Genomic DNA, 20,110 nt, shown 5'->3' with positions numbered 1-20,110 from the left:
GTCCCCCGCGCGTCGGGCGCAGACGAAAAGCCCACCAGCTTAGTCCGTGACGGATCTAGCTGGCGGGCCTTGAGCGGCTGGCTCGTAGCTTAGTTGCCGGCGAGCTTGTCGCGCAACGCGGCGAGCTGCTCATCGGATGCGAGGGAGCCGATGGACTCCTCTGCCTCGGACGCTGCCGGAGCTGCAGCATCCGCGGACTCGGAGGAGTAGTTGGTCTGGCCCTCGCCCTTCTCGGCCGCCTCGGCGGCAGCGGCGCGGTGGCGCTCGATCTGGGCCGTGTGGGCCTGGAAGCGGCGCTCTGCCTCGGCGTAGCGTGCCTCCCACTCCTGGCGAGCCTCGTCGAAGCCCTCCATCCACTCGTTGGTCTCCGGATCGAAGCCCTCGGGGAAGATGTAGTTGCCCTGCTCGTCGTAGGAGTCGGCCATGCCGTAGCGGGACGGATCGAACTCTTCGGTGTAGTCCTCGTCCGCCTGCTTCAGCGACAGGGAGATGCGGCGGCGGTCCAGGTCGATGTCAATAACCTTGACCATGACCTCCTGGCCCACGCTGACGACCTGATCCGGCACCTCGACGTGGCGCTGAGCCAGCTCGGAGATGTGGACGAGGCCCTCGATGCCCTCCTGGACGCGCACGAAGGCGCCGAACGGGACGAGCTTGGTGACCTTGCCCGGCACGATCTGGCCCACGGCGTGGGTGCGGGCGAACACGCGCCACGGATCTTCCTGGGTCGCCTTGAGCGACAGGGAGACGCGTTCGCGGTCGAGATCGACGTCGAGAACCTCGACGGTGACCTCGTCGCCCACGGTGACAACCTCGGACGGGTGGTCGATGTGCTTCCAGGACAGCTCGGAGACGTGCACGAGGCCGTCGACACCGCCGAGATCGACGAAGGCGCCGAAATTGACGATGGAGGACACGACACCCTTGCGCACCTGGCCCTTCTGCAGCTGGTGCAGGAAGTCGGAGCGGACCGCGGACTGGGTCTCCTCCAGGTAGGCGCGGCGGGACAGGACCACGTTGTTGCGGTGCTTGTCCAGCTCGATGATCTTCGCCTCGAGCTCCTGGCCGATGTAGGGATCCAGGTCGCGGACGCGGCGCATCTCCACGAGGGAGGCCGGGAGGAAGCCGCGCAGGCCGATGTCGAGGATGAGGCCGCCCTTGACAACCTCGATGACCGTGCCGGTGACCGGCTGGTCGTTGTTCTGCAGCTCCTCGATGGTGCCCCAGGCACGCTCGTACTGGGCGCGCTTCTTGGACAGGATCAGGCGGCCTTCCTTGTCCTCCTTGGTCAGGACAAGTGCGTCGACCTCGTCGCCGACCTCGACAACCTCATCCGGGTCGATGTCGTGCTTGATGGAGAGCTCGCGGGTCGGGATGACGCCTTCGGTCTTGTACCCGATGTCGAGGAGAACCTCGTCGTGGTCGACCTTGACGACGGTGCCGGTGACGATGTCGCCATCATTGAAGTACTTGATGGTCGCGTCTACTGCGGCAAGAAAATCCTCAGCGCTGCCGATGTCGTTGATGGCAACCTGGGGTGCGTTGGAAGTGGGCATATTTGTAAAGTGCTCCGAAAAGATAGGAGATCGAAAGTGGACATGGGCGCATCTCTCACGAATGTGATCTCATCTCAGGCACAGCTCAGCCCTCCTATTCAGCCGAAACTGCACCTTGACGCAGATACGCCCTTGATAGAGTAGTCACTTTGTCCAGCTAGAGCAAATATTGGGAGGTTGTTCGCGGTGCCGAACGCAGCCGATTCGCCCTCGCACGCAAATAGGGCTTTTTGGGACGCCGATGCCGCGCGCTACCACGCTGACCACCGCGCTTACCTCGACGGGTTTTACTGGTGCCCGGAGATGCTTTCTGAGGGGGACGCGCGCTTGCTTGGCGACGTCTCCGCCAACGCCGTCCTCGAGATCGGCTGCGGCTCTGCCCCGTGCTCGTCGTGGCTCGCCGCCCACGCCGTCGATTCTGGTGCGGGCTTCGTGGCCGCGTTCGACATCTCCGCCGGGATGCTGTCGCGGGCGCGGCGCAACGTCGCCCTCGTTCAGGCCGACGTGTTGGCCCTTCCCTACCGCGACGGTGCGTTCGACGTGGCGTTCTCCGCGTTTGGCGCGCTCCCCTTCGTCCGCGACATCGACGCCGCCTTGAGCGAGATCCACCGCGTGCTCGTCACGGGCGGGCGCTTCGTCTTCTCGGCCACGCACCCCATGAGGTGGATCTTCCCGGATGACCCAGAGTCACTCACCGCCGAGATCAGCTACTTCACCCGCGAGTACGAGGAGCGCGACGAGCACGGCAACCTCGTCTACGCCGAATACCACCGCACGTTCGGCGACTGGGTCCGCGCCCTGCGGGAGAGCAGCTTTTCGCTTCTCGACGTCCTCGAGCCCACCTGGCCCGACGACCTCGACACCACCTGGGGTCAGTGGTCCGCCGAGCGCGGACGCATCTTCCCCGGCACAGCAATATTTATCTGCGAAAAACTCTGAGTACGCGGCGCGCGAAGACCCGCGAAGACCCGCGAAGACCTCAGCGCATAAACCGTGCGAAGAATGCTCCGAAAACACGCTGACGTCTTCCGGGAAGCGGCAATCCCTACAACTGCGGGTACTGCGCGAACTTCCGCCTGATCCCGGGCATTGCGTACTTCGGAATGCCGCCGACGTCTTCCACCTCGAGCACACCGCCGGCGCCCTTCCAGGTTCCGCGAACAACACCGTCGACCACGATGGACTTGCGAAACACACCCATGTTGCGCGGGGTCAGGTGGGCGTGGACGTCCTCGCTCATGGCGAACAGGCGGTCCTTGTATCCGAGGATGTATTCGTCGAAGGCGGGCAGCAGGTGCGGGGCGCGGAAGGTGGAGGCGGACGCGTTGGAGAGGGCGTTGGAAAGCGATGCGTGGTAAAAGTCGCCATCCTCTTCGACGAAGTCGTCTCCGAGGCTGGCCAGCGCGGTTCGGATCTCGCGCACCGGCAGCTTCGACCACCACGCGACGTCGTCGGCGGTGACCGGCCCGCGGGTGGAAACGTAGCGGCGCACGAGATCGTTGACGGCCTCCTGGCGCTCCCCGTTGAAGCGCTCTGCGATGCCTGGTGCCGCTGGTGCGGGACCGAGTGCTTGGTCGGTGCCGAGGTAGGCGCAGGTGCCGTCGACAAGCAAGAGGTAGCGGGGGCGATAAACCATCGCGGGTTCGGGAACCGCAACGCCGACGGCGCGTGCCACGATCGCCTTGAGCTGGGTGTTGTCGACCGGGCCATCGAGAAGAACGGCCTCGCGGATCGCGTCCACCTGGGCGGCAGTGACACCGGCCGCCTCGCAGTTACGCAGGGCACGTTCCGCGGCGGGTTTTGCGAGCAACTGCGTCATCCACCGCATGTCCTCCGCGAGGCCGGCGAAGACTGTGCCGCGCATCGGGTAGCCGCGCACGATCGTGTGGGCGTCAAGCGCCTCAGCGACGGACGCGATCCCGCCCGAGGTGCGCAGGGCGATGGAGGAAAACACGGTCGTCTCTTGTCCCTGCATCAGCCCGAACGCGCGCACCGCGTCGACAGCGCTGTCCCAGCTCTCGCCGACGAGGCGCTGCGAGAGCAGCCTGGCGCGGGCCCTAGTGCGCTGCTTCATCCCAGTTCGCTCCCGTTCCGGCAGACACCTCTAGCGGCACAAGCAGCGTGATTGCGGAGTCCATCTCGCGTTCGACGATCTCGCGGACCTGCTCGAGTTCCCCGGGCGCGACCTCCACGACAAGTTCGTCGTGGACCTGCAGCAGCACCCGCGACTGGAAGGGCTCCAACGCGTGATCCACGCGGATCATCGCCACCTTGATGATGTCCGCGGCAGAACCCTGGATCGGCGCGTTGAGCGCGGCGCGCTCGGCGTTCTCGCGCGCGACGCGGTTGTCGCTCGTCAGCTCGGGCAGGTAGCGGCGGCGCCCGAAGACGGTCGAGGTGTAGCCGTCGTGGCGCGCCTTCTCCACGACCTCGTCGAGGTAGCGCTTCACCCCGCCGAAGCGTTCGAAGTAGTTTTCCATGATGTTCTTCGCTTCCCCGGCGGAGATCGAGAGCTGGTTGGACAGGCCGTAGGCCGATAGCCCGTACACCAGGCCGTACGACATGGCCTTGACACGGCGGCGCAGTTCCGGGGTGACCTGGTCGATCGGCACGTCGAAAACGCGGGAGCCAACGAAGTTGTGCAGGTCCTCGCCCTCGCGGTAGGCCTCGATGAGCCCCTCGTCGGAGGACAGGTGCGCCATCACGCGCATCTCAATCTGCGAGTAATCGGCAGTGAGCAGGCACTCGTAGCTGTCGCCCACGGTGAACGCGGAGCGGATACGGCGGCCGGCCTCGGTGCGCACCGGAATGTTCTGCAGGTTCGGATCCACCGACGACAGGCGGCCGGTCGAAGCGACGGTTTGCTTGAAGGTGGTGTGGATGCGCCCGTCGTCCTGCACGGACTTGATCAGCCCCTCGATGGTGGACTTCATCTTCTGGTACTCGCGGTGCGCTAGGAGCTTGTCCAGGAACGGGTGCGGATTCTTCTCCGCCAGCGCCTCGATCTCGCCCGCCGCCGTGGAATAGCCCGTCTTGGTCTTCTTCGTCTTCGGCAGGTTGAGCTTGTCAAAGAGGACCACCGAGAGCTGCTTGGGGCTCGACAGGTTCAGCCCCGGTTCGTCGACAAGCTGGCGAGCTTCCTCCTCGACCTCGACGACCTTCGCGGCGAAGTCTTTGAGCTGGTCGCCCAGCACATCGGTGTCGACGGCGATGCCCGCGTGCTCCATCTCCGCGAGGATCGCCACGAGCGGCAGCTCGAGGTCGGCGTAGAGCTCGTAGGAGTCGATGCCGCTGAGCTGGCGCGCGAGTTCCTCGGCGAGCTCGAGCACGGCCGCCGCCGAATCCACCAGCGACGTGTCGCCGAGCAGGCTGAGCTGGTCGCCCCCGGTATCGAGGTGGCGCTGCAGGTGGCGCTGGTAGACGTCTGCGAGCTCGTACGTGCGCTGGCCCGGCCGCAGCAGGTACGCCGCGATCGCGGTGTCGTGCGCGATGCCGCGCAGCGTGATCCCACGGCCCTTGAACATGTGGAACGCGGCCTTCGCGTCGTGTAGGAACTTCGGGTCCTCCGACTCCGCCCAGCGCTTCAGCGCGGCGTCCTCGGCCGGGGACAGCTCCGCGGCCTCTTTGTGGATGCCGCGTCGTTGCTTATCGACGAGCGCCAGCGCCACCACGTCACCTCTGCCCGGGGCGCCATTGCCGGTGACGAAGGCGGCCACACCCTCGCCCTCGCGGGCGGCGAGCCACGTATCCAATGACGTGTCCTCCACCTCGACCTCGGCGAGCTCGGTGGCTGCGGCGGGCGCCTCGCTCTCCCCCGACGTGGAAACCACAGCCAGGACGCGCTCGCGCAGGTTCACGCCGAACTCGAGGTCGTCGAACGCCTTGGCCACCGACGCCACGTCCGCGGGCTTCATCTCCAGGTCCGCCGGGACCACGGGCAGATCCACGTCCGTGATCATCTGCGTGAGCTCGCGGTTGAGCCGAACTTGGTCGATGCGCTCGCGGAAGTTGCCGCCGGCAACGCCCTTGATGCCGTCGGCGTGGGCGATCAGCCCCTCCAGGTCGCCGTACTCGGCGATCCACTTCGTGGCTGTCTTCTCCCCCACCTTGGGCACCGACGGCAGGTTGTCCGACGGGTCCCCGCGCAGCGCGGCGAAGTCCGGGTACTGGGCCGGGGTGAGGCCGTACTTTTCCTTCACGGACTCGGGAGTGAACCGCGTCATGGTGGACACCCCGCGCATCGGGTAAAGCAGCGTCGTGGAGTTATCCACGAGCTGGATGTAGTCGCGGTCGCCCGAGACGAGCACGATCTCGTAGTCCCCCTCGGCGCGGGCCTGCGTGACCAGGGTGGCCACAATGTCGTCGGCCTCGAAGTTCTCCTTCGACAGGGTGACAACGCCGAGGTCGCCCAGGATGTCCTCGATGAGCGGGACCTGGCCCTTGAACTCCGGCGGCGACGACTCGCGCTGCGCCTTGTACTCCGGGAACTTCTCCGTGCGGAAGGTTTTGCGGCCCACGTCGAACGCCACCGCGGCGTGCGTCGGCTTCTCCTCCGCGATGATGTTCGCGAACATGGAGAGGAAGCCGTACACCGCGTTCGTGTGCTGGCCGCCGGAGGTGGAGAAGTTGTCCGCCGGGAGCGCGAAGAAGGCGCGGAATGCCATGGAGTGTCCGTCGATGAGGAGGAGGCGTTGAGTCACGCTGGCCAGTCTACCGAGGGTGGCGACGCCCCCTGGGCGAGGAGCGTGTTCGACCGGAACGTCATTCTGGCGCGATTTGCGTTTGATTTTCGCCTTCCGGTCGAACACGTTCCAACGGGCCACAGCAGTAGACCGTCTAGTCTATATCTAGCGCGGGAATACAGACCGCCTTTTATGCGTAATGACTAGGTGGAAACCGCGGCCCCATAGACCGCTTAGTTTAGATGGATGGGAGTTCACAATGAAGAAGTTCGGCTTCGGAGCCCAAGTGCTCACGGGCCTCATCGTCGGGTTGATCCTCGGCTTCATCGCCCGGACCGGCGACGTCGCGTGGCTATCCGGGGCGCTGACCTGGGTGGGATCGACCTATGTCCAGCTGCTGAAGCTGCTCATCCCCCCGTTGGTGTTCACGGCGGTGGTCACCTCGGCATCAAACCTCCGCCAAGTCACTAACGCCGCACGGCTGGCGGTGCAAACCCTGGTGTGGTTCGCCATCACAGCTTTTGTCTCCGTGCTCATCGGCATCGGCGTAGCGCTCGTCCTGCGCCCCGGCGAGACCTCGAGCGTCGACCCCTCCGCCGCTGCCGACCCCTCCGCCACCGGCTCCTGGCTCGGGTTCATTGAATCGGTCGTGCCCGCCAACTTCCTCGGCTTGAGCGCGAGCGCCGCCGACGACGGCTCCGTGTCCATCGGCTTCAACGTTCTGCAGATCCTTGTAATCTCGCTTGTCGTCGGTGTGGCCGCGGTCAAGGCGGGACAGAAGGCGCAGCCATTCATCGACTTTTCCGAGTCGCTGCTCTCGATCATCCAGGTGGCTCTGTGGTGGGTCATTCGCCTGGCCCCGATTGGCACCGCGGCGCTGATCGGCAAGGCAGTCGCCACCTACGGGTGGGAGGCACTCGGCTCCCTGGGGATGTTCGTCCTGGCCATTTACGTCGGCCTCGCGCTGGTGATCTTCGTGTTCTACCCGGCGCTGCTGGCGGCAAACAGGATTCCCGTCCGTGACTTCTTCCGCCGCGTGTGGCCGGTGACCACCCTCGGGTTTGTCACCCGCTCTTCGCTCGGTGTTCTGCCGGTCACCCAGCGCACCGTTGAGAAGTCGATGGGCGTGCCCACCGAGTACGCGTCGTTCGCGATGCCGCTGGCCGCAACCACGAAGATGGACGGTTGCGCGTCGATCTACCCCGCCATCTCCGCGATCTTTGTCAGCCAGTTCTACGGCATCCCTCTCGGGTTCACCGACTACCTGCTCATCATCGCCGTCTCGGTGCTCGGATCGGCGGCCACAGCCGGCACCACGGGCGCAACCGTCATGCTGACCTTGACCCTGTCCACCCTCGGCCTGCCGCTGTCGGGTGTGGGCCTGCTGCTCGCCGTCGAACCGATCGTGGACATGGGCCGCACCGCCGTCAACGTCACCGGTCAGGCGCTCGTGGGTACCCTCGTGGCTAAGCGCGAGGGCATCCTCGACGAGGAGGCCTGGGAGCGCGAGCCGGAGACCGTACGGGGTTAATCCCCGGGACACTATCCGTGCGCGGCGGCAATGACCGGCGCCACGGGTAGCACCGCTCGTTATCGTGGCGGCGTTTGGATGCGCGGTCTTCCCGCAGTTGTGGGAAGACCCCACAGCGCCGTATGGGCTCCCGCGAGCGTATTCATTGGCTGCATACCCGTGAATGAGCTGGCTAAACTTGTTCGAGTCGTTGTACACAACGAACAAGCCTTGGCCCGGCCATGCGCACCGGCCAGCGCAGGCGATGCCCGTTTGCGCGCCTGTTCGCATGCCCAGGGCCTCCACCGCGTGATGTGGATTAGCCCAGCGTGCAACTGGTGTATCCACCTGTACAGGTGAGTAATACAGTGCCGAAAACCTAGTGTTGGCCCGAAAGACTGCTGCTACGAGGCTAGCTTCCAAAGTGTCCAAGTTGTTTGCGTTACCACATGCCGCCGCCGCCGCCGTATTGATGGCCGCGGCCTAGCCACCGACCTTCCCCGCGGCCTCGACCAAGGCTTCGGTTGCGGGGTTGTGTGGATGATGGAAACGCCCCGCCCGCAGCTCGACGCGGCCGGCATCGGGATGGCGCACGCGGTGGATCGAGGTGAGAAAGTGGTCATCGGAGACCTAAGAAATGCCGCCGCGGAAGCCCAAAAAGCCAACAAAGTGTCAAGAGTTTTGCTCGGCCCATTGGCGTAAACCTCGTTTACCGGCGACGTATGTGCCCCAGGTGAGACTCGAACTCACACTGGACGGGTTTTGAATCCGTTGCCTCTGCCAATTGGGCTACTGGGGCGCGCCGGATAAGTCTAGCGCAGCGCCCGACCCCGTTGAAAATCCGGCTACCATCGGGCCCATGACTGCACCGATACCCACCGGAGTTCTCAACCGGCAGCCCGCCGCATGCGACCTCATGCTCACCCGCGACGTCGCGCGGCAGCCCGCGAGACCTGGGACGTCCTCACAGACCCGGACAAGACCGCGCAGTGGTTCGGCAGGTGGACTGGTGCCGGGCGCGTCGGTGAGCCCATCCAGGTCGCCATGACGCACGAGGAGGGTGAAAGCGCCATGGAGATGACCGTCACGGAGTGCGAGGCCCCGCGGAAACTGCGTCTCGTTTCGCGCGAGACCGCGTCGTGGGACATCTCCGTGGAGCTCACCGAGCAACCGGACGGGACGAAGATCCTGTTTACCCACCATGACGTGCCACTCGATCAGCTGCACGAGATCGGCCCGGGGTGGGAGTTTTACCTGGATCGCTTCGCGGGGAGCGTCGATAAGCGGCCGGCGCGCGAATGGGAGGCGTACTTTCCCGCCCAGCAGGAGTACTACCGGGCGCTGACCGCCGGCAATTAAGCCCCATGAAAACCTACGTGCGCGTAGCCTGGGCCGAGTGAGCACCATCGAACGCACGTACATCATGGCCGACCGCGGCCCCCGGCCCGCGACCCGCGGCTGGGCGCACCTCGTCTCCGCCTTCGCCGCCGCCATCGCCTCCGCCGTCCTGATCACCTACGCGGCCATGACGCTGCGTCCCGTCGAGGTGCTCAGCGTCAGCATCTACTGCGCGGGGCTGATCCTCCTGTTCGCGGTTTCGGGCCTCTACCACCGCTGGCCGTGGCGCTCGGCGGAAACCGTCCGGTGGTGGCGCCGCGCCGACCACGCCACCATCGCGGTGTTCATCGCCGCCACCTACACGCCCATGTGCGTCATCCTGTTTGAGCCGCCACACTCGAACTGGATGCTCTCCATCGCGTGGACGGGCGCGATCGCCGGGGTGATTCTCAACATGGTGTGGATCAACCACCCGCGGTGGCTCGACGTGGTTGTCTACCTCGCGCTCGGCTGGTTCGTCATCCCGCTCATCCCCGCGCTGCGAGACCAGACCGGCCCCGCGGTCGTGTGGCTGCTCTTCCTCGGCGGGGTCGCCTACACCGTGGGCGCGGTCGTCTACGGCTTACCGTGGGCGCGGTCGTCTACGGCTTCAAATGGCCGGGCCGCAACGCTCGCATTTACGGCTACCACGAGCACTTCCATACGCTGACCGTCGTCGCGGCGGTGCTGCATCTCATCGCTGTGTGGATCATCGTCGTCCAGGCCGGTTAAAGGATTGGGCAAAGGTTCACCCCGGTAGTTATTATGCAGCCATGCGTAAAAACCTGATCGCCGCCGCCACGGCGGCCGCCCTCGTCGCATCCGTGGTACCTGCGGCTTCCGCGGCGCCTGAAAATCCTACGGCGGGGCAATCCAGCGGAGCTAGCGACGCGCTCGCGGGCTTCGGCACGCCGGCGTACGACAACCTGTCGTCGGAAAGCGAAGGGACTAAGAACGTGCGCGAGACCCTGCAGTCGAGCAACTGGATGTCGCAGCTCGGCCAGTCCTCGAACGCCGACACCCCCGTTCTCGATGCGTGGGTCAGTGGTTCCACCCTGCCGAACTCGCTAAACCCCGTGGATCTGGCGAACCGTGAAATCGTCGCGTTGTCGCAGATGTCCTCGGGTGATGTCGCGCTCAGCGCCCAGGGCTCCAGCCAGCTCATCGGTTCGTGGGTGGTGTGGGCGCTCATCGTCACCGCGATCGGCCAGGTCATTGAGCTGGTCATGCGCGGTCTCCGGTTGGCGCAGTGAGTCGACTTCGCGCGCTTGCCCGCCGTGGCGCGGCCGCGGGCTTGGTCGCGGCGAGTACCGTGCTCGCCGGCTGCGTCACCAATGTCGAGGGCGGAAACCCGGACGGGTGGCAGCCAATCGTCCCGGACGAGGTGCCCGAGATCGCCGCGGTGGTGCCCGACAGCGTTGCGGCGGACGGCATGCTCTCCGTGGGCACGAACCCGCCGTTCGCGCCGTTCGAGTTCAAGGACTCCCAGGGCAACCTAGTCGGCGTCGAGCTCGACCTGGGGCGCGCCGTCGCCTCGGTGATGGGCCTGGAATTCGACCCGCAGGACATGGACTTCGCCATGATCCTGCCCGCGGTTCAAGCCGGAAGCCTTGACGCGGGCATGTCGGGGTTCACCGACACCGAGGAGCGCCGCCAGAGCTACGACTTTGTTAACTTCCTCTACGCCGGCATCCAGTGGGCGCAGCAGCCCGGCAACGACGTCGACCCCGCCGAACCGTGCGGGCTCACCGTGGCCGTGCAGCGCACGACCGTCTCCGAGACGGACGATGTGCGCCCCAAGGCCGCCGCCTGCGAGGAGCAGGGCAAAAAGCCGATGACGGTGCTGTCGTTCGACACCTCCGACAACGCGGCCCTGGCCGCGCTGACCGGCCGCGCCGACGCCTTTAGCGCCGACTCCCCCGTCACCGCGTGGGCTGTCGAGCGTTCCGACGGCGAACTGGAGATGGTCGGCGAGATGTTCGACGCCGCGCCCTACGGATTCGCGGTGAACAAGGACTCCGAGCTCGGCCCGGCGATGGCGGCCGCGCTACAGCACCTCATCGACACCGGTGACTACGCGCGCATCCTCGCGCAATGGAACATCGACAACGGCCTGCTCGACCACGCACTGATCAACGAACAGCCGCTGGAAGGACTCTCATGACCTCAGCCGTATCCTCCCCCTCCTCCCGCCCGGAGCGGATCAAGGCTGTGCCCCAGCGCCACCCCGGCCGGTGGATCGGCTCCGCCATCCTGCTCGCGCTCGCCGCCTGGTTCGTCATCGGCGCCGCGCGTAATGACGCCTACGGCTGGGACACGTACATCCGCTACCTCTTCGACACCCGGATTGCCGTCGCCGCCGGCCACACCCTGGCCATTACTGTCTTAGCCATGCTCATCGGCGTCATCGGCGGCGTCCTGCTCGCCGTGATGCGGATGTCACCCAACCCGGTGTTCACGGCGATTGCGTGGGTCTACCTCTGGGTCTTCCGCGGCACTCCGATCTACGTGCAGCTGATCTTCTGGGGCCTGCTCGGCTCCATCTACGACACCATCAACTTCGGCGTTGCGGAGATCCCGCTGGAGCCGTTCACCTCCTCGGCGTTCGCCCTGGCCGTCGTAGGCCTGGCGCTCAACGAGGCCGCCTACATGGCAGAGATCGTGCGCTCCGGCGTCTCCTCGGTCCCCGAGGGCCAGATCGAGGCGTCCAAGGCGCTGGGTATGAGCTGGTCGCAGACCTTGCGCCGCACCGTTTTGCCGCAGGCCATGCGCATCATCATCCCGCCGACGGGCAACGAGTTCATCTCGCTGCTCAAGACGTCCTCGCTGGTCGTGGCCGTCCCCTACTCGCTGGAGCTTTACGGCCGCTCGATGGACATCGCCGCGGCCCTGTTCGAGCCCGTCCCCATGCTGCTCGTCGCCGCGACCTGGTACCTGGCGATCACCTCGGTGCTCATGGTGGGCCAGCACTACCTGGAGAAGTACTTCGACCGCGGCGCGACGCGCCAGCTCACCGGCCGGCAGCTCGCCAGCCTCGCCGACGCCGAGGGCACCATCCCGCGCAACGTCGAAATTATTGACGCACCCGGCAAGAAGGGACGCTAAACCATGACCACCCCCATGATCCAGGCCGTCGACGTGTGGAAGTCCTTCGGTGACCTCGACGTGCTCAAGGGCATCGACCTCGAGGTCGCGCCCGGCTCCGTCACCTGCCTCATCGGCCCCTCCGGCTCCGGCAAGTCCACCTTCCTGCGCTGCGTGAACCACCTGGAGAAGGTCACCGCCGGGCGTCTCTACGTCGACGGTGAGCTCATCGGCTACCGCGAGCGCGGCGGCCGCCTCCACGAGATGCCCGAGGCCGACGCCGCCCGGCAGCGCCGCGACATCGGCATGGTGTTCCAGCAGTTCAACCTGTTCGGCCACCGCACGGTACTGGAAAACATCATCGAGGCCCCCATCCACGTCAAGGGCATACCGGCGGCCGAGGCCAAGCAGCGCGCGATGGAGCTGCTCGCCATGGTCGGGCTCGAGGCAAAAGCGTCGGCCTACCCGATCCAGCTCTCGGGCGGCCAGCAGCAGCGCGTGGCCATCGCGCGGGCGGTCGCCATGGAGCCCAAGCTCATGCTTTTCGACGAGCCCACCTCCGCGCTCGACCCCGAGCTGGTGGGCGAAGTCCTGCAGGTGATGAAGCGGCTCGCGGACGACGGAATGACCATGCTCGTGGTCACCCACGAGATGAATTTCGCCCGCGAGGTCGCCGACCGGGTTGCGTTCATGGCCGACGGGCGCATCGTGGAGTACGGCACCCCCGCCGAGGTGCTGGACAACCCGCGGGAGCAGCGCACGCAGGCGTTTTTGTCCACCCTGTTCTAGGCGCTGTTCTAGGCGCTGTTCTAGGCGCTGTTCTAGGAGCAGGGCTCAGCTCAGCCCGATGACGCCGCGCACGAGCGCGGTCACCCCGCCAAGGGTGGCCAGCCCCAGCGCGATGGTGCGCGCCGTCGCACTGGGCACCCGCGGGGCGATCCTCGTCCCGAGGAACAGCCCGCCCGCCATCGCGACGCCGCCCGCGACCCACAGCGCGGGATCGACGGTGGCGAGATTGGCCGCCCCCGTGAACTCCTTGACGGCGAACGACACAGCCCCGCTAACCATGAAGACCGGCTGGAGCGTGGCAGAGTAGGTGCGCTGCTCCCAGCGGGCGGCCTGAGCGTATACGGTGATCGCGGGACCGGCCACCCCCGCCAGGGTGTTCATGAAGCCGCCCACGGCTCCGGAGATCGCCGCGGGCAGGCGCCCGCGGATGACGGGCACGTAGCGCTTGCCCACCGTGACCACGCTTAGTGCGATGAGCAGCAGCACGCCGACGATGACCAGGAGGACGTCGGTGGATACTGCGCGGATGACCAGGGCGCCCGGCACCGCGCCCACGACGAGGTACGGCGCGATGGCGGCGAACTTTTTCCAGTCCACGTTCTCGCGGACGGTAAACGTGGTTAAAAAGGCGTTCACCGTGGCCAGGACGTTAACCACCAGCACCCCTTCGACCGGCCCGATGAGCAGCGACAGGATCGGCGCGGCGATGAGCCCCACGCCCATGCCGGAGATGCGCTGCAGGCAGGAACCGACGAGGACTGCCGCGAATAACCCAAGCGCGGCCACCGTCACCGGTACTTTTCCTTCATCGCCTCGAGCACGAGGTCGGGCACCAGCCCGGTGACGTCGCCGCCGTACTTGACCACTTCCTTGCACAGTGACGAGGACGTGTAGCCGAACTTCTCGTCCGTGAGCAGGAAGTACGTGTCCACCCCCGTGAGGCGGCGGTTCATCTGCGCCATCGGCAGCTCGTACTCGTAATCCAGGGAGGAGCGCAGGCCCTTGACCAGGGCTGTGATGTTGTGCGCGCTGGTGTAGTCCACCAGCAGCCCGCCCCAGAAGTCCACGCGGATATTCGGCGCGCCGGCAAGCGCGCGCTCGATAAGTTCGACGCGCTCGTCGACGGTGAACAACCCGGAGGTCTTGGTGGGGTTGCCCGTGACCAGCACGACGACCTCATCGAAGTGCCTGGCCGCGCGCTGGAATATGTCAAGGTGGCCGTTGGTCACCGGGTCGAAGGAGCCGGGGCACACTGCAATCGTCATGGGTTAGGTCCTTTCGGGGTCGCTGAAGACGGCCATGTCCATGCGGGCGATGCCGTACAGGCGCTTCTTCAGCTTCTGGGCGGTCGGGGTGAACGATTCGGGCCAGAGGGTCTCCGGGCTTTCGCGGTGGCGCTCGACAACGACCACGGCGCCGTCGACAAGCGCGGGCTCGAGGGCGCGCAGCATGTCGGCGACCGACTCGTCGGCGAGCTCGTAGGGCGGGTCCGCCAGCACCATGGAGAAGTGCTTCTTCGGCGCCCGGGAGAGGTAGGTGGATACCTTCACGGGCTCGACGCGGACGCGGGGGTGGCCGACGACGCCGGCGTTAAATTCGATCACCTGGACGGCGCGGGCGTCATTTTCCACGAGCACGACCTCCTCCGCACCGCGCGACGCCGCCTCCAGGCCGAGCGCGCCCGACCCTGCGAACAGGTCGAGCACGACCTGGTCCACAAACCCGAAACGGACCTGCAGCGAGGAGAACAACCCCTCCCGCGCCCGGTCTGACGTCGGCCGCGTGCCCTCGGGCGGCACCTTGATCTTGCGGCCGCGCGCTTCGCCGGAAATGATGCGGTTCATAGGAGACACTCTAACTCTTGTCCAGGTACTCCCACTCCTCCGGCACCGCGGTCATGAGCGAGGAGGCGGCGCGCCGCGCCAGCTCGGGATGGTCAAGGACGTACGCCTCGGCATCGTCGTAGGCGCGGCGCACAATGTCGTAGTCCTCCACGAGGTTGATCAACCGTAGGGTGCGGCGGCTGCCGGACTGGTTCGCGCCGAGGATGTCGCCCTCCTGCCGGTTGCGCAGGTCCAGCTCCGCCAGCGCGAAACCGTCAGAGGTCGCGGCCACCTGGCTTATCCGGTCAAACGCCGGGGTGCCCTCCTCCGCCGCGGTGTGGAACAGGCACAGCGAGGAGTTGCCGCCGCGGCCGACGCGCCCGCGCAGCTGGTGGAGCTGGCTCACCCCGAAGTGCTCCGCCTCCAGCACCAACATCACGGTGGCGTTGGGCACGTCGACGCCGACCTCGATCACCGTGGTGGACACGAGCACGTCGATGGCCCCGGCGGCGAAATCCCCCATGACGGCGTCTTTTTCCTCCCCCTTCATCCGGCCGTGGAGCACGCCGACCTCCAGCCCGGCGAACTCGGTTGCGGCGAGGCGCTCGGCTGTCTCGATCACGCCGCCGCGGTCGTCGATACGCGGGCAGACAATGTAGGCCTGGTGGCCGGCGGCGACCTCCTCGCGGATCTTCTCCCAGGCGCGCGCGACCCACGCCGGTTTGAAATCGGGCACCACCGCGGACTGGATCGGCTTGCGCCCGCCCGGCAGCTCCCGCAGCGTGGAGATCTCCAGGTCGCCGAACACGGTGATCGCCATCGTCCGCGGGATTGGGGTCGCCGTCATCACCAAAAGGTGCGGCGGGTTCTCCCCCGCCTTGGCGCGCAGGGCGTCGCGCTGCTCCACCCCGAACCGGTGCTGCTCATCCACCACGACGAGGCCGAGCCGGAAAAACTCCACGGACTCCTGGATGAGCGCGTGGGTGCCCACCACAATGTCCGCCTCCCCCGAGACGATTTTGAGCAGGGCGTCCTGCTTGCGCGCCGCGCTCATGGACCCGGACAGAGCGACCACACGCACCGGCAGTCCCGCGCGCATCACGGTCTCCTGCAGTGAGCGGGCGTGCTGCATCGCGAGCACCTCCGTCGGCGCGAGCAGCGCGCACTGGGCGCCGTTGTCGATGGCCTGCAGCATGGCCAGCAGGGAGACGACGGTCTTGCCCGAGCCCACCTCGCCCTGCAGCAGCCTGCTCATCGGGCGGGGGCGGCCCATGTCGGAGGTGATCTCACCGAGGACGAACGTCTGGCCGTCGGTCAGCCCGTACGGGAGGCGGGTGAGGAGCTCATCCATGTACCCGCCCGTGACGTGGGGCAGCGCCGCGGTGTCCTGCGCGAGCCGGTCCGCGCGGCGCACCGCCATGACGAGGGCGACGGCGAAGGCCTCGTCGTACTTGAGCCTGGCGCGGGCGGCTTCCGGCCCGGCGGGGCCCGGCTCGTGGATCTCGCGGATCGCCCGGTTCAGCGAGGCGAAGCCGATCGGGGTGAACCCCAGCGGCTCTTTAACCTCCGGCAGCGTCGCCAGCACGGCGTGCACCGCGCCCATGATGGTCCAGGTGCTCACCCTCGACGTCGCGCGGTACATCGGCAGCCACTCGCGGCCCGCCAGGATGTCCTCCAGGTTGCCGAAGTGGGCGAGCTGCTTTAAGGCCCCCGTGGCCTCGGTGGGGCCGTCGAGAAGCACGAAGTCGGGGTGCTGCAGCTGGGGTGTCCCGCGGTAATACGAGAGTTTCCCGGTGAACATGGCGCGCTTGCCCACGGTGAGCACCCGCATCGCGTACTGGGAGCCGAAGAAGGTGACGCCGAATTCGTAGCGGCCGTCGTCGACGGAGATCTTGTATATCGGCCTCTTGCCGCGCGGCATTGTGGAAGCCGCCGTGATGTCGCCGACAATGCTGATGGTGTCCCCGTCGCGCGTGCCCGAAAGGTCGCTGCCGGAGCCGTAGTGCAGGTACTTGCGCGGGTAGTGCCGCAGCAGGTCCCCGCAGGTCTCTATGCCTAGGTGCTTGTGCAACGCGCGCGCCTGCTTGGTGGGAATGACCAGGTTGAGCGGCCGGGAGTCCCCGAACGCGCTGCCGTCCACGTTGCCGAGCACGGTTTACTCCACCCCGATCTCCGCCACAGCGCCGAGCCCGTCCGCCGGGTACACCCTGACCTCCGCGCCCAGCTGCGCGGTGAGCTCCGCCGCATCCGGCTCGTGCAGCTGCAGCGGATCAAAGAGGACGGAGACGAGCTCGCCTCCGTGCTGCAGCAGCCGCGCGCAGGCCGCGGTGACGGCGTCGCCCGCGGTGCCGTCGAACCGTGCCGATTCCCCGTAGGCGGTGACAACCACCCCGTCCCGCGGGCCCGGGCGGTGGATGACGGCCGTGCGCATCTCCCCGGCCGCCTCCGACATGGTGAAGGCGACCGTGGCCAGTGGCTGGGTCTCGTCGTACACGGCGAGCGCGGCGATGCCGGAGACGAGGCGGACCGTTGGCAGGACAGTGAGCACCTGTTCGAAGGTGCGGGCCGCCTTTTCGACGGCCACCAGCGCCGCGTTTCCCATCAGCCCGTTGGGCAGAAGAATGACCTCCCTGGCTGCGGAGGTGCGGATGGCGGCGAGCACGTCGGAGACGGCATCGTCCCCCGGGGCGACGGTCACCGCGCCGGCGGCGGTGTACAAGTCCCCCAGGGATCCGGGCGGGGTCACCGCGACGATGACCCGCTCCGGCAGGTCCGTCACCGGCACCGGGGGCAGGACTTCCAGCCGCAGGTCGGTGACCCGGCCCATGCTAAACGCCTTCTCAATGAGCGCCCCGGCGTCGGTGGAATGCACGTGGACCTTCCCCGCGGTGCCCTCCCCGCGCGCCACGACCAGGCTCGTGCCCCCCATCTCGGTCAGCGCCGCCTCCAGGTCTTCCAGGGGGCCGTCGAAGAGGAACATCACCTCGAGGTGCGCGGTGTGCGAGACATGGTCGCCGGGGTGCGCCGGGTGCTCGGCGAGCGCGCCGGGCTCCGCATCGTTGCCCGTCACCTCGTTGACGAGCTGGTCGAGCAGGATCACCAGGCCCGTGCCGCCGGCGTCGACCACGCCCGCGTCGCGCAGCGCCGGGAGCTGGGAAGGGGTGCGGGCCAGCGCCTCGCGCGCGGCGTCCCTGGCGGCGGTGGCAACGGAGCTGAGGTCTCCTCCGGCTTCGGCCTCACGCGCCGCGGCCGCCGCCGCGCGCAGCACCGTGATCACCGTTCCCTCGACGGGGTCCGCGATGGCGCGGTCGACGAACTCCACCCCGGCCGCGAGCGCCTGAGCCACGACGGCGCCGGTGAGCCGCTCGTCGCTGACGGATTGCGCCACGCCCCGCATCACCTGGGACAGCACGACCCCGGAGTTGCCGCGCGCGCCGCGCATGCTGCCCACGGCCAGCGCCGAGGCCACGTCGCGTGCCGACGCCCCCGGGCTCAGCGCGTCCGCCTCCGCCACGGCCGCTGCCATGGTGTGCGACATGTTGGACCCGGTGTCGGCGTCCGGGACCGGGAAGACGTTGAGGTTGTTGATCTCCACCCGCCGGCGCTCGAGTTCGGTGGCGCAGCGCCGCGCCCAGGACAGCAGCCGGCTGCCGTCGAACAGGGGTGGGTTTGTCATGGGTACGCAGTCTACAGCGTCCAGTCCACGGGCCGGGCGCCCTGCTCCACCAACGCCTGGTTCGCCCGGGAGAACGGGCGGGACCCGAAAAACCCCCGGCTGGCCGACAGCGGCGAGGGGTGCGCCGACTCGATGCGCGGGGTGTCACCCAGAAAACGCGCGGCCGACTGGGCGTCGCGCCCCCACAGGATGGCCACCAGGGGCGCGTCGCGCGCGGCGAGTGCGCGGATCGCCGCCTCCGTCACGGCCTCCCACCCCTTGCCGCGGTGCGACGCGGGTTTTCCGGGGCGCACGGTGAGCACCCTGTTGAGCAGGAGGATGCCCTGGCCCGCCCAGCTGCTCAGATCGCCGTCGCCGCGCGGGGGCACGCCGAGGTCGTCGTTCAGCTCGCGGTAGATGTTGACCAGGGAGCGCGGCGGCGCGACGCCGGGCTGGGTGGAAAAGCTCAGACCCATCGGGTGCCCGGGGGTGGGGTACGGGTCCTGGCCCAGGATGAGGACCTTGACGTCGTCGAAGGGGTCGGCGAAGGCGCGCAGGATGTCGTTGCCGCGCGGCAAGTAGTCGCGCTCGGCGCGGAGGAAGTCGCCCATCGCGTGGATCTGCCCTTCGACCGGGGCGAGCGGGGCTTGCCAGGACTCGTGCACGGGCAGGCTCATGAGAAGCTCTCCCACCCGTCGGTGTACGGCGGCGCGGAGCCGTCGATAAGCACGCCCGCGCCCTTGCGCACCGTGCCGATCGTCCGGAACCCCACCGGGGCCGCCCCCTCGATGGTGCCCAGCAGCGTGTGGTCCTCGCCGCCGGCGAGCACCCAGGACCAGGGGTCGACGCCGAGGAGCTCGCCCGCCCGCGTGAGCAGCTCGTCGGGGGCGATCGCGGCCCCGTCCAGATCCACCATGACACCCGAGCGTCCGGCGATGGTGCCCACGTCGTGCACGAGCCCGTCGGAGTTGTCCGTCATCGCGGTCGCCCCGGCGGCCCGCGCGATCATGCCGCGGCCCGGGGTGAGCGCGGGCGTCTGGTAGGCGTCGACAAGCTCGGCGAGCTCGGCGGGAACTTCCTTTCCCGAGGTGAGCAGGGCGAGGCCGGCGGCGGAGTAGCCGATGCGGCCGTGCGCGACCACCTTCTGCCCGGCGCGGGCGCGGCCAAGCTCCAGGGCCGGCAGGCTCCCGCCGAGGGAGCCGACTGCGGACAGTGAGATCACAAGGCGCCCGCCGCTGGTCACGTCCCCTCCGACGAGCTCCGAGGAGTACTCCTGCACCATGGAGTGGATTCCGGCGGCTAGCTCGCTGACCACCGCCAGCGGCAAGCTGGGCGCGGCGGAGAACGCGAGGACGGCTGCGATCGGGCGCGCCCCCATCGCCTCGATGTCCGCGAAGTTCTGCACCACGGCCTTGCGGCCTACCGCGAACGGGGTGGTCAGCTCTGGTGTGAAGTGTCGGCCTTCCACCAGCATGTCGGTTGTGACCACGACGCGGGAGTTGGGCACCGCGGGCGTGAGCACGGCGGCGTCGTCGCCGTTGAAGGTCGACGGCGCGGCGTTTAAGATCGCGCGGATCACCTCGAGCTCGCCCACCTCGCCCAGCGTGGGACCTTCCATGGGGAAGCCAGTGCGT

General features: G+C 67.5%; 17 protein-coding genes, 1 tRNA gene and 1 pseudogene. 8 read left to right on the top strand and 11 right to left on the bottom strand.

The window, feature by feature from the left end:
- Nucleotides 1–89: 89 nt before the first annotated feature.
- Nucleotides 90–1,556 carry a 30S ribosomal protein S1 gene (rpsA, locus tag BLS40_RS02260; protein WP_092148207.1) on the bottom strand — a complete coding sequence of 489 codons (1,467 nt, stop codon included), beginning with the start codon at nt 1,554–1,556 and terminating at the stop codon, nt 90–92.
- Nucleotides 1,557–1,742: 186 nt separating this feature from the next.
- On the opposite strand from rpsA, the gene BLS40_RS02255 reads away from it, so the two are divergent.
- Nucleotides 1,743–2,495, top strand: a complete 753-nt coding sequence (locus BLS40_RS02255) for a class I SAM-dependent methyltransferase (RefSeq protein WP_092148204.1) — start codon at nt 1,743–1,745, stop codon at nt 2,493–2,495.
- Between the two features lie 106 nt (nt 2,496–2,601).
- On the opposite strand, the gene BLS40_RS02250 is transcribed toward BLS40_RS02255, so the two are convergent.
- Both BLS40_RS02250 and polA read right to left on the bottom strand, forming a co-directional pair.
- A complete protein-coding gene (locus tag BLS40_RS02250; RefSeq protein ID WP_092148201.1) occupies nt 2,602–3,630 on the bottom strand; it encodes a winged helix DNA-binding domain-containing protein in 1,029 nt (342 codons plus the stop codon).
- Entirely contained in the window at nt 3,614–6,220 is a 2,607-nt protein-coding gene (gene polA, locus BLS40_RS02245) for a DNA polymerase I (RefSeq protein ID WP_231908536.1), read from the bottom strand. The genes BLS40_RS02250 and polA overlap by 17 nt, the downstream gene beginning before the upstream one ends.
- A 277-nt stretch (nt 6,221–6,497) precedes the next feature.
- On the opposite strand from polA, the gene BLS40_RS02240 reads away from it, so the two are divergent.
- On the top strand, nt 6,498–7,769 hold the full coding sequence (locus BLS40_RS02240) for a dicarboxylate/amino acid:cation symporter (RefSeq protein ID WP_092148198.1): 1,272 nt from the start codon (nt 6,498–6,500) through the stop codon (nt 7,767–7,769).
- A gap of 704 nt (nt 7,770–8,473) precedes the next feature.
- Here the strand turns inward: BLS40_RS02240 and BLS40_RS02235 are convergent.
- Nucleotides 8,474–8,547 (bottom strand) — tRNA-Leu (locus BLS40_RS02235).
- A gap of 107 nt (nt 8,548–8,654) precedes the next feature.
- On the opposite strand from BLS40_RS02235, the gene BLS40_RS02230 reads away from it, so the two are divergent.
- From BLS40_RS02230 to BLS40_RS02205, 6 genes and pseudogenes are all read left to right on the top strand, one after another.
- Nucleotides 8,655–9,107: an SRPBCC domain-containing protein gene (locus BLS40_RS02230; protein ID WP_092148195.1), complete on the top strand. Its 453-nt coding sequence runs from the start codon at nt 8,655–8,657 to the stop codon at nt 9,105–9,107.
- A gap of 64 nt (nt 9,108–9,171) precedes the next feature.
- Nucleotides 9,172–9,857, top strand: a pseudogene (gene trhA / locus BLS40_RS02225) (PAQR family membrane homeostasis protein TrhA).
- Between the two features lie 41 nt (nt 9,858–9,898).
- Nucleotides 9,899–10,378 (top strand): hypothetical protein, encoded by a 480-nt coding sequence (locus BLS40_RS02220; protein ID WP_092148192.1) that lies wholly within the window; start codon nt 9,899–9,901, stop codon nt 10,376–10,378.
- Nucleotides 10,375–11,289, top strand: coding sequence for an ABC transporter substrate-binding protein (locus tag BLS40_RS02215; RefSeq protein WP_092148189.1), 915 nt, complete (start codon nt 10,375–10,377; stop codon nt 11,287–11,289). The genes BLS40_RS02220 and BLS40_RS02215 overlap by 4 nt, the downstream gene beginning before the upstream one ends.
- Entirely contained in the window at nt 11,286–12,230 is a 945-nt protein-coding gene (locus BLS40_RS02210; RefSeq protein ID WP_092148186.1) for an amino acid ABC transporter permease, read from the top strand. Before BLS40_RS02215 ends, BLS40_RS02210 begins: the two co-directional genes overlap by 4 nt.
- 3 nt (nt 12,231–12,233) lie before the next feature.
- Nucleotides 12,234–12,998, top strand: a complete 765-nt coding sequence (locus tag BLS40_RS02205; protein WP_092148181.1) for an amino acid ABC transporter ATP-binding protein — start codon at nt 12,234–12,236, stop codon at nt 12,996–12,998.
- 45 nt (nt 12,999–13,043) lie between these two features.
- On the opposite strand, the gene BLS40_RS02200 is transcribed toward BLS40_RS02205, so the two are convergent.
- From BLS40_RS02200 to BLS40_RS02170, 7 genes are read right to left on the bottom strand one after another with little or no spacing between them, the layout of a single operon-like run.
- Nucleotides 13,044–13,790 carry a sulfite exporter TauE/SafE family protein gene (locus BLS40_RS02200; protein ID WP_092148178.1) on the bottom strand — a complete coding sequence of 249 codons (747 nt, stop codon included), beginning with the start codon at nt 13,788–13,790 and terminating at the stop codon, nt 13,044–13,046.
- Nucleotides 13,787–14,263, bottom strand: a complete 477-nt coding sequence (coaD, locus tag BLS40_RS02195; protein ID WP_092148175.1) for a pantetheine-phosphate adenylyltransferase — start codon at nt 14,261–14,263, stop codon at nt 13,787–13,789. Before coaD ends, BLS40_RS02200 begins: the two co-directional genes overlap by 4 nt.
- A 3-nt stretch (nt 14,264–14,266) precedes the next feature.
- Nucleotides 14,267–14,842 (bottom strand): RsmD family RNA methyltransferase, encoded by a 576-nt coding sequence (locus tag BLS40_RS02190; protein ID WP_092148172.1) that lies wholly within the window; start codon nt 14,840–14,842, stop codon nt 14,267–14,269.
- 10 nt (nt 14,843–14,852) lie between these two features.
- Entirely contained in the window at nt 14,853–16,973 is a 2,121-nt protein-coding gene (locus BLS40_RS02185) for an ATP-dependent DNA helicase RecG (protein ID WP_231908492.1), read from the bottom strand.
- Nucleotides 16,974–16,976: 3 nt separating this feature from the next.
- Complete coding sequence (locus BLS40_RS02180; protein ID WP_092148168.1) at nt 16,977–18,497, bottom strand: DAK2 domain-containing protein; 1,521 nt, start codon at nt 18,495–18,497, stop codon at nt 16,977–16,979.
- 11 nt (nt 18,498–18,508) lie between these two features.
- The gene (locus BLS40_RS02175; RefSeq protein ID WP_092148165.1) at nt 18,509–19,153 is read right to left on the bottom strand and encodes a uracil-DNA glycosylase; all 645 of its coding nucleotides are present in this window, start codon (nt 19,151–19,153) and stop codon (nt 18,509–18,511) included.
- Complete coding sequence (locus tag BLS40_RS02170; protein WP_092148162.1) at nt 19,150–20,094, bottom strand: thiamine-phosphate kinase; 945 nt, start codon at nt 20,092–20,094, stop codon at nt 19,150–19,152. The genes BLS40_RS02175 and BLS40_RS02170 overlap by 4 nt, the downstream gene beginning before the upstream one ends.
- Between the last annotated feature and the right edge of the window lie 16 nt (nt 20,095–20,110).

It is taken from the genome of Corynebacterium mycetoides, assembly GCF_900103625.1.
Taxonomy (GTDB): Bacteria; Actinomycetota; Actinomycetes; order Mycobacteriales; family Mycobacteriaceae; genus Corynebacterium; species Corynebacterium mycetoides.
Note: the sequence above shows the minus strand (reverse complement) of the source record. Positions and strands in the feature narration are given on the sequence as shown.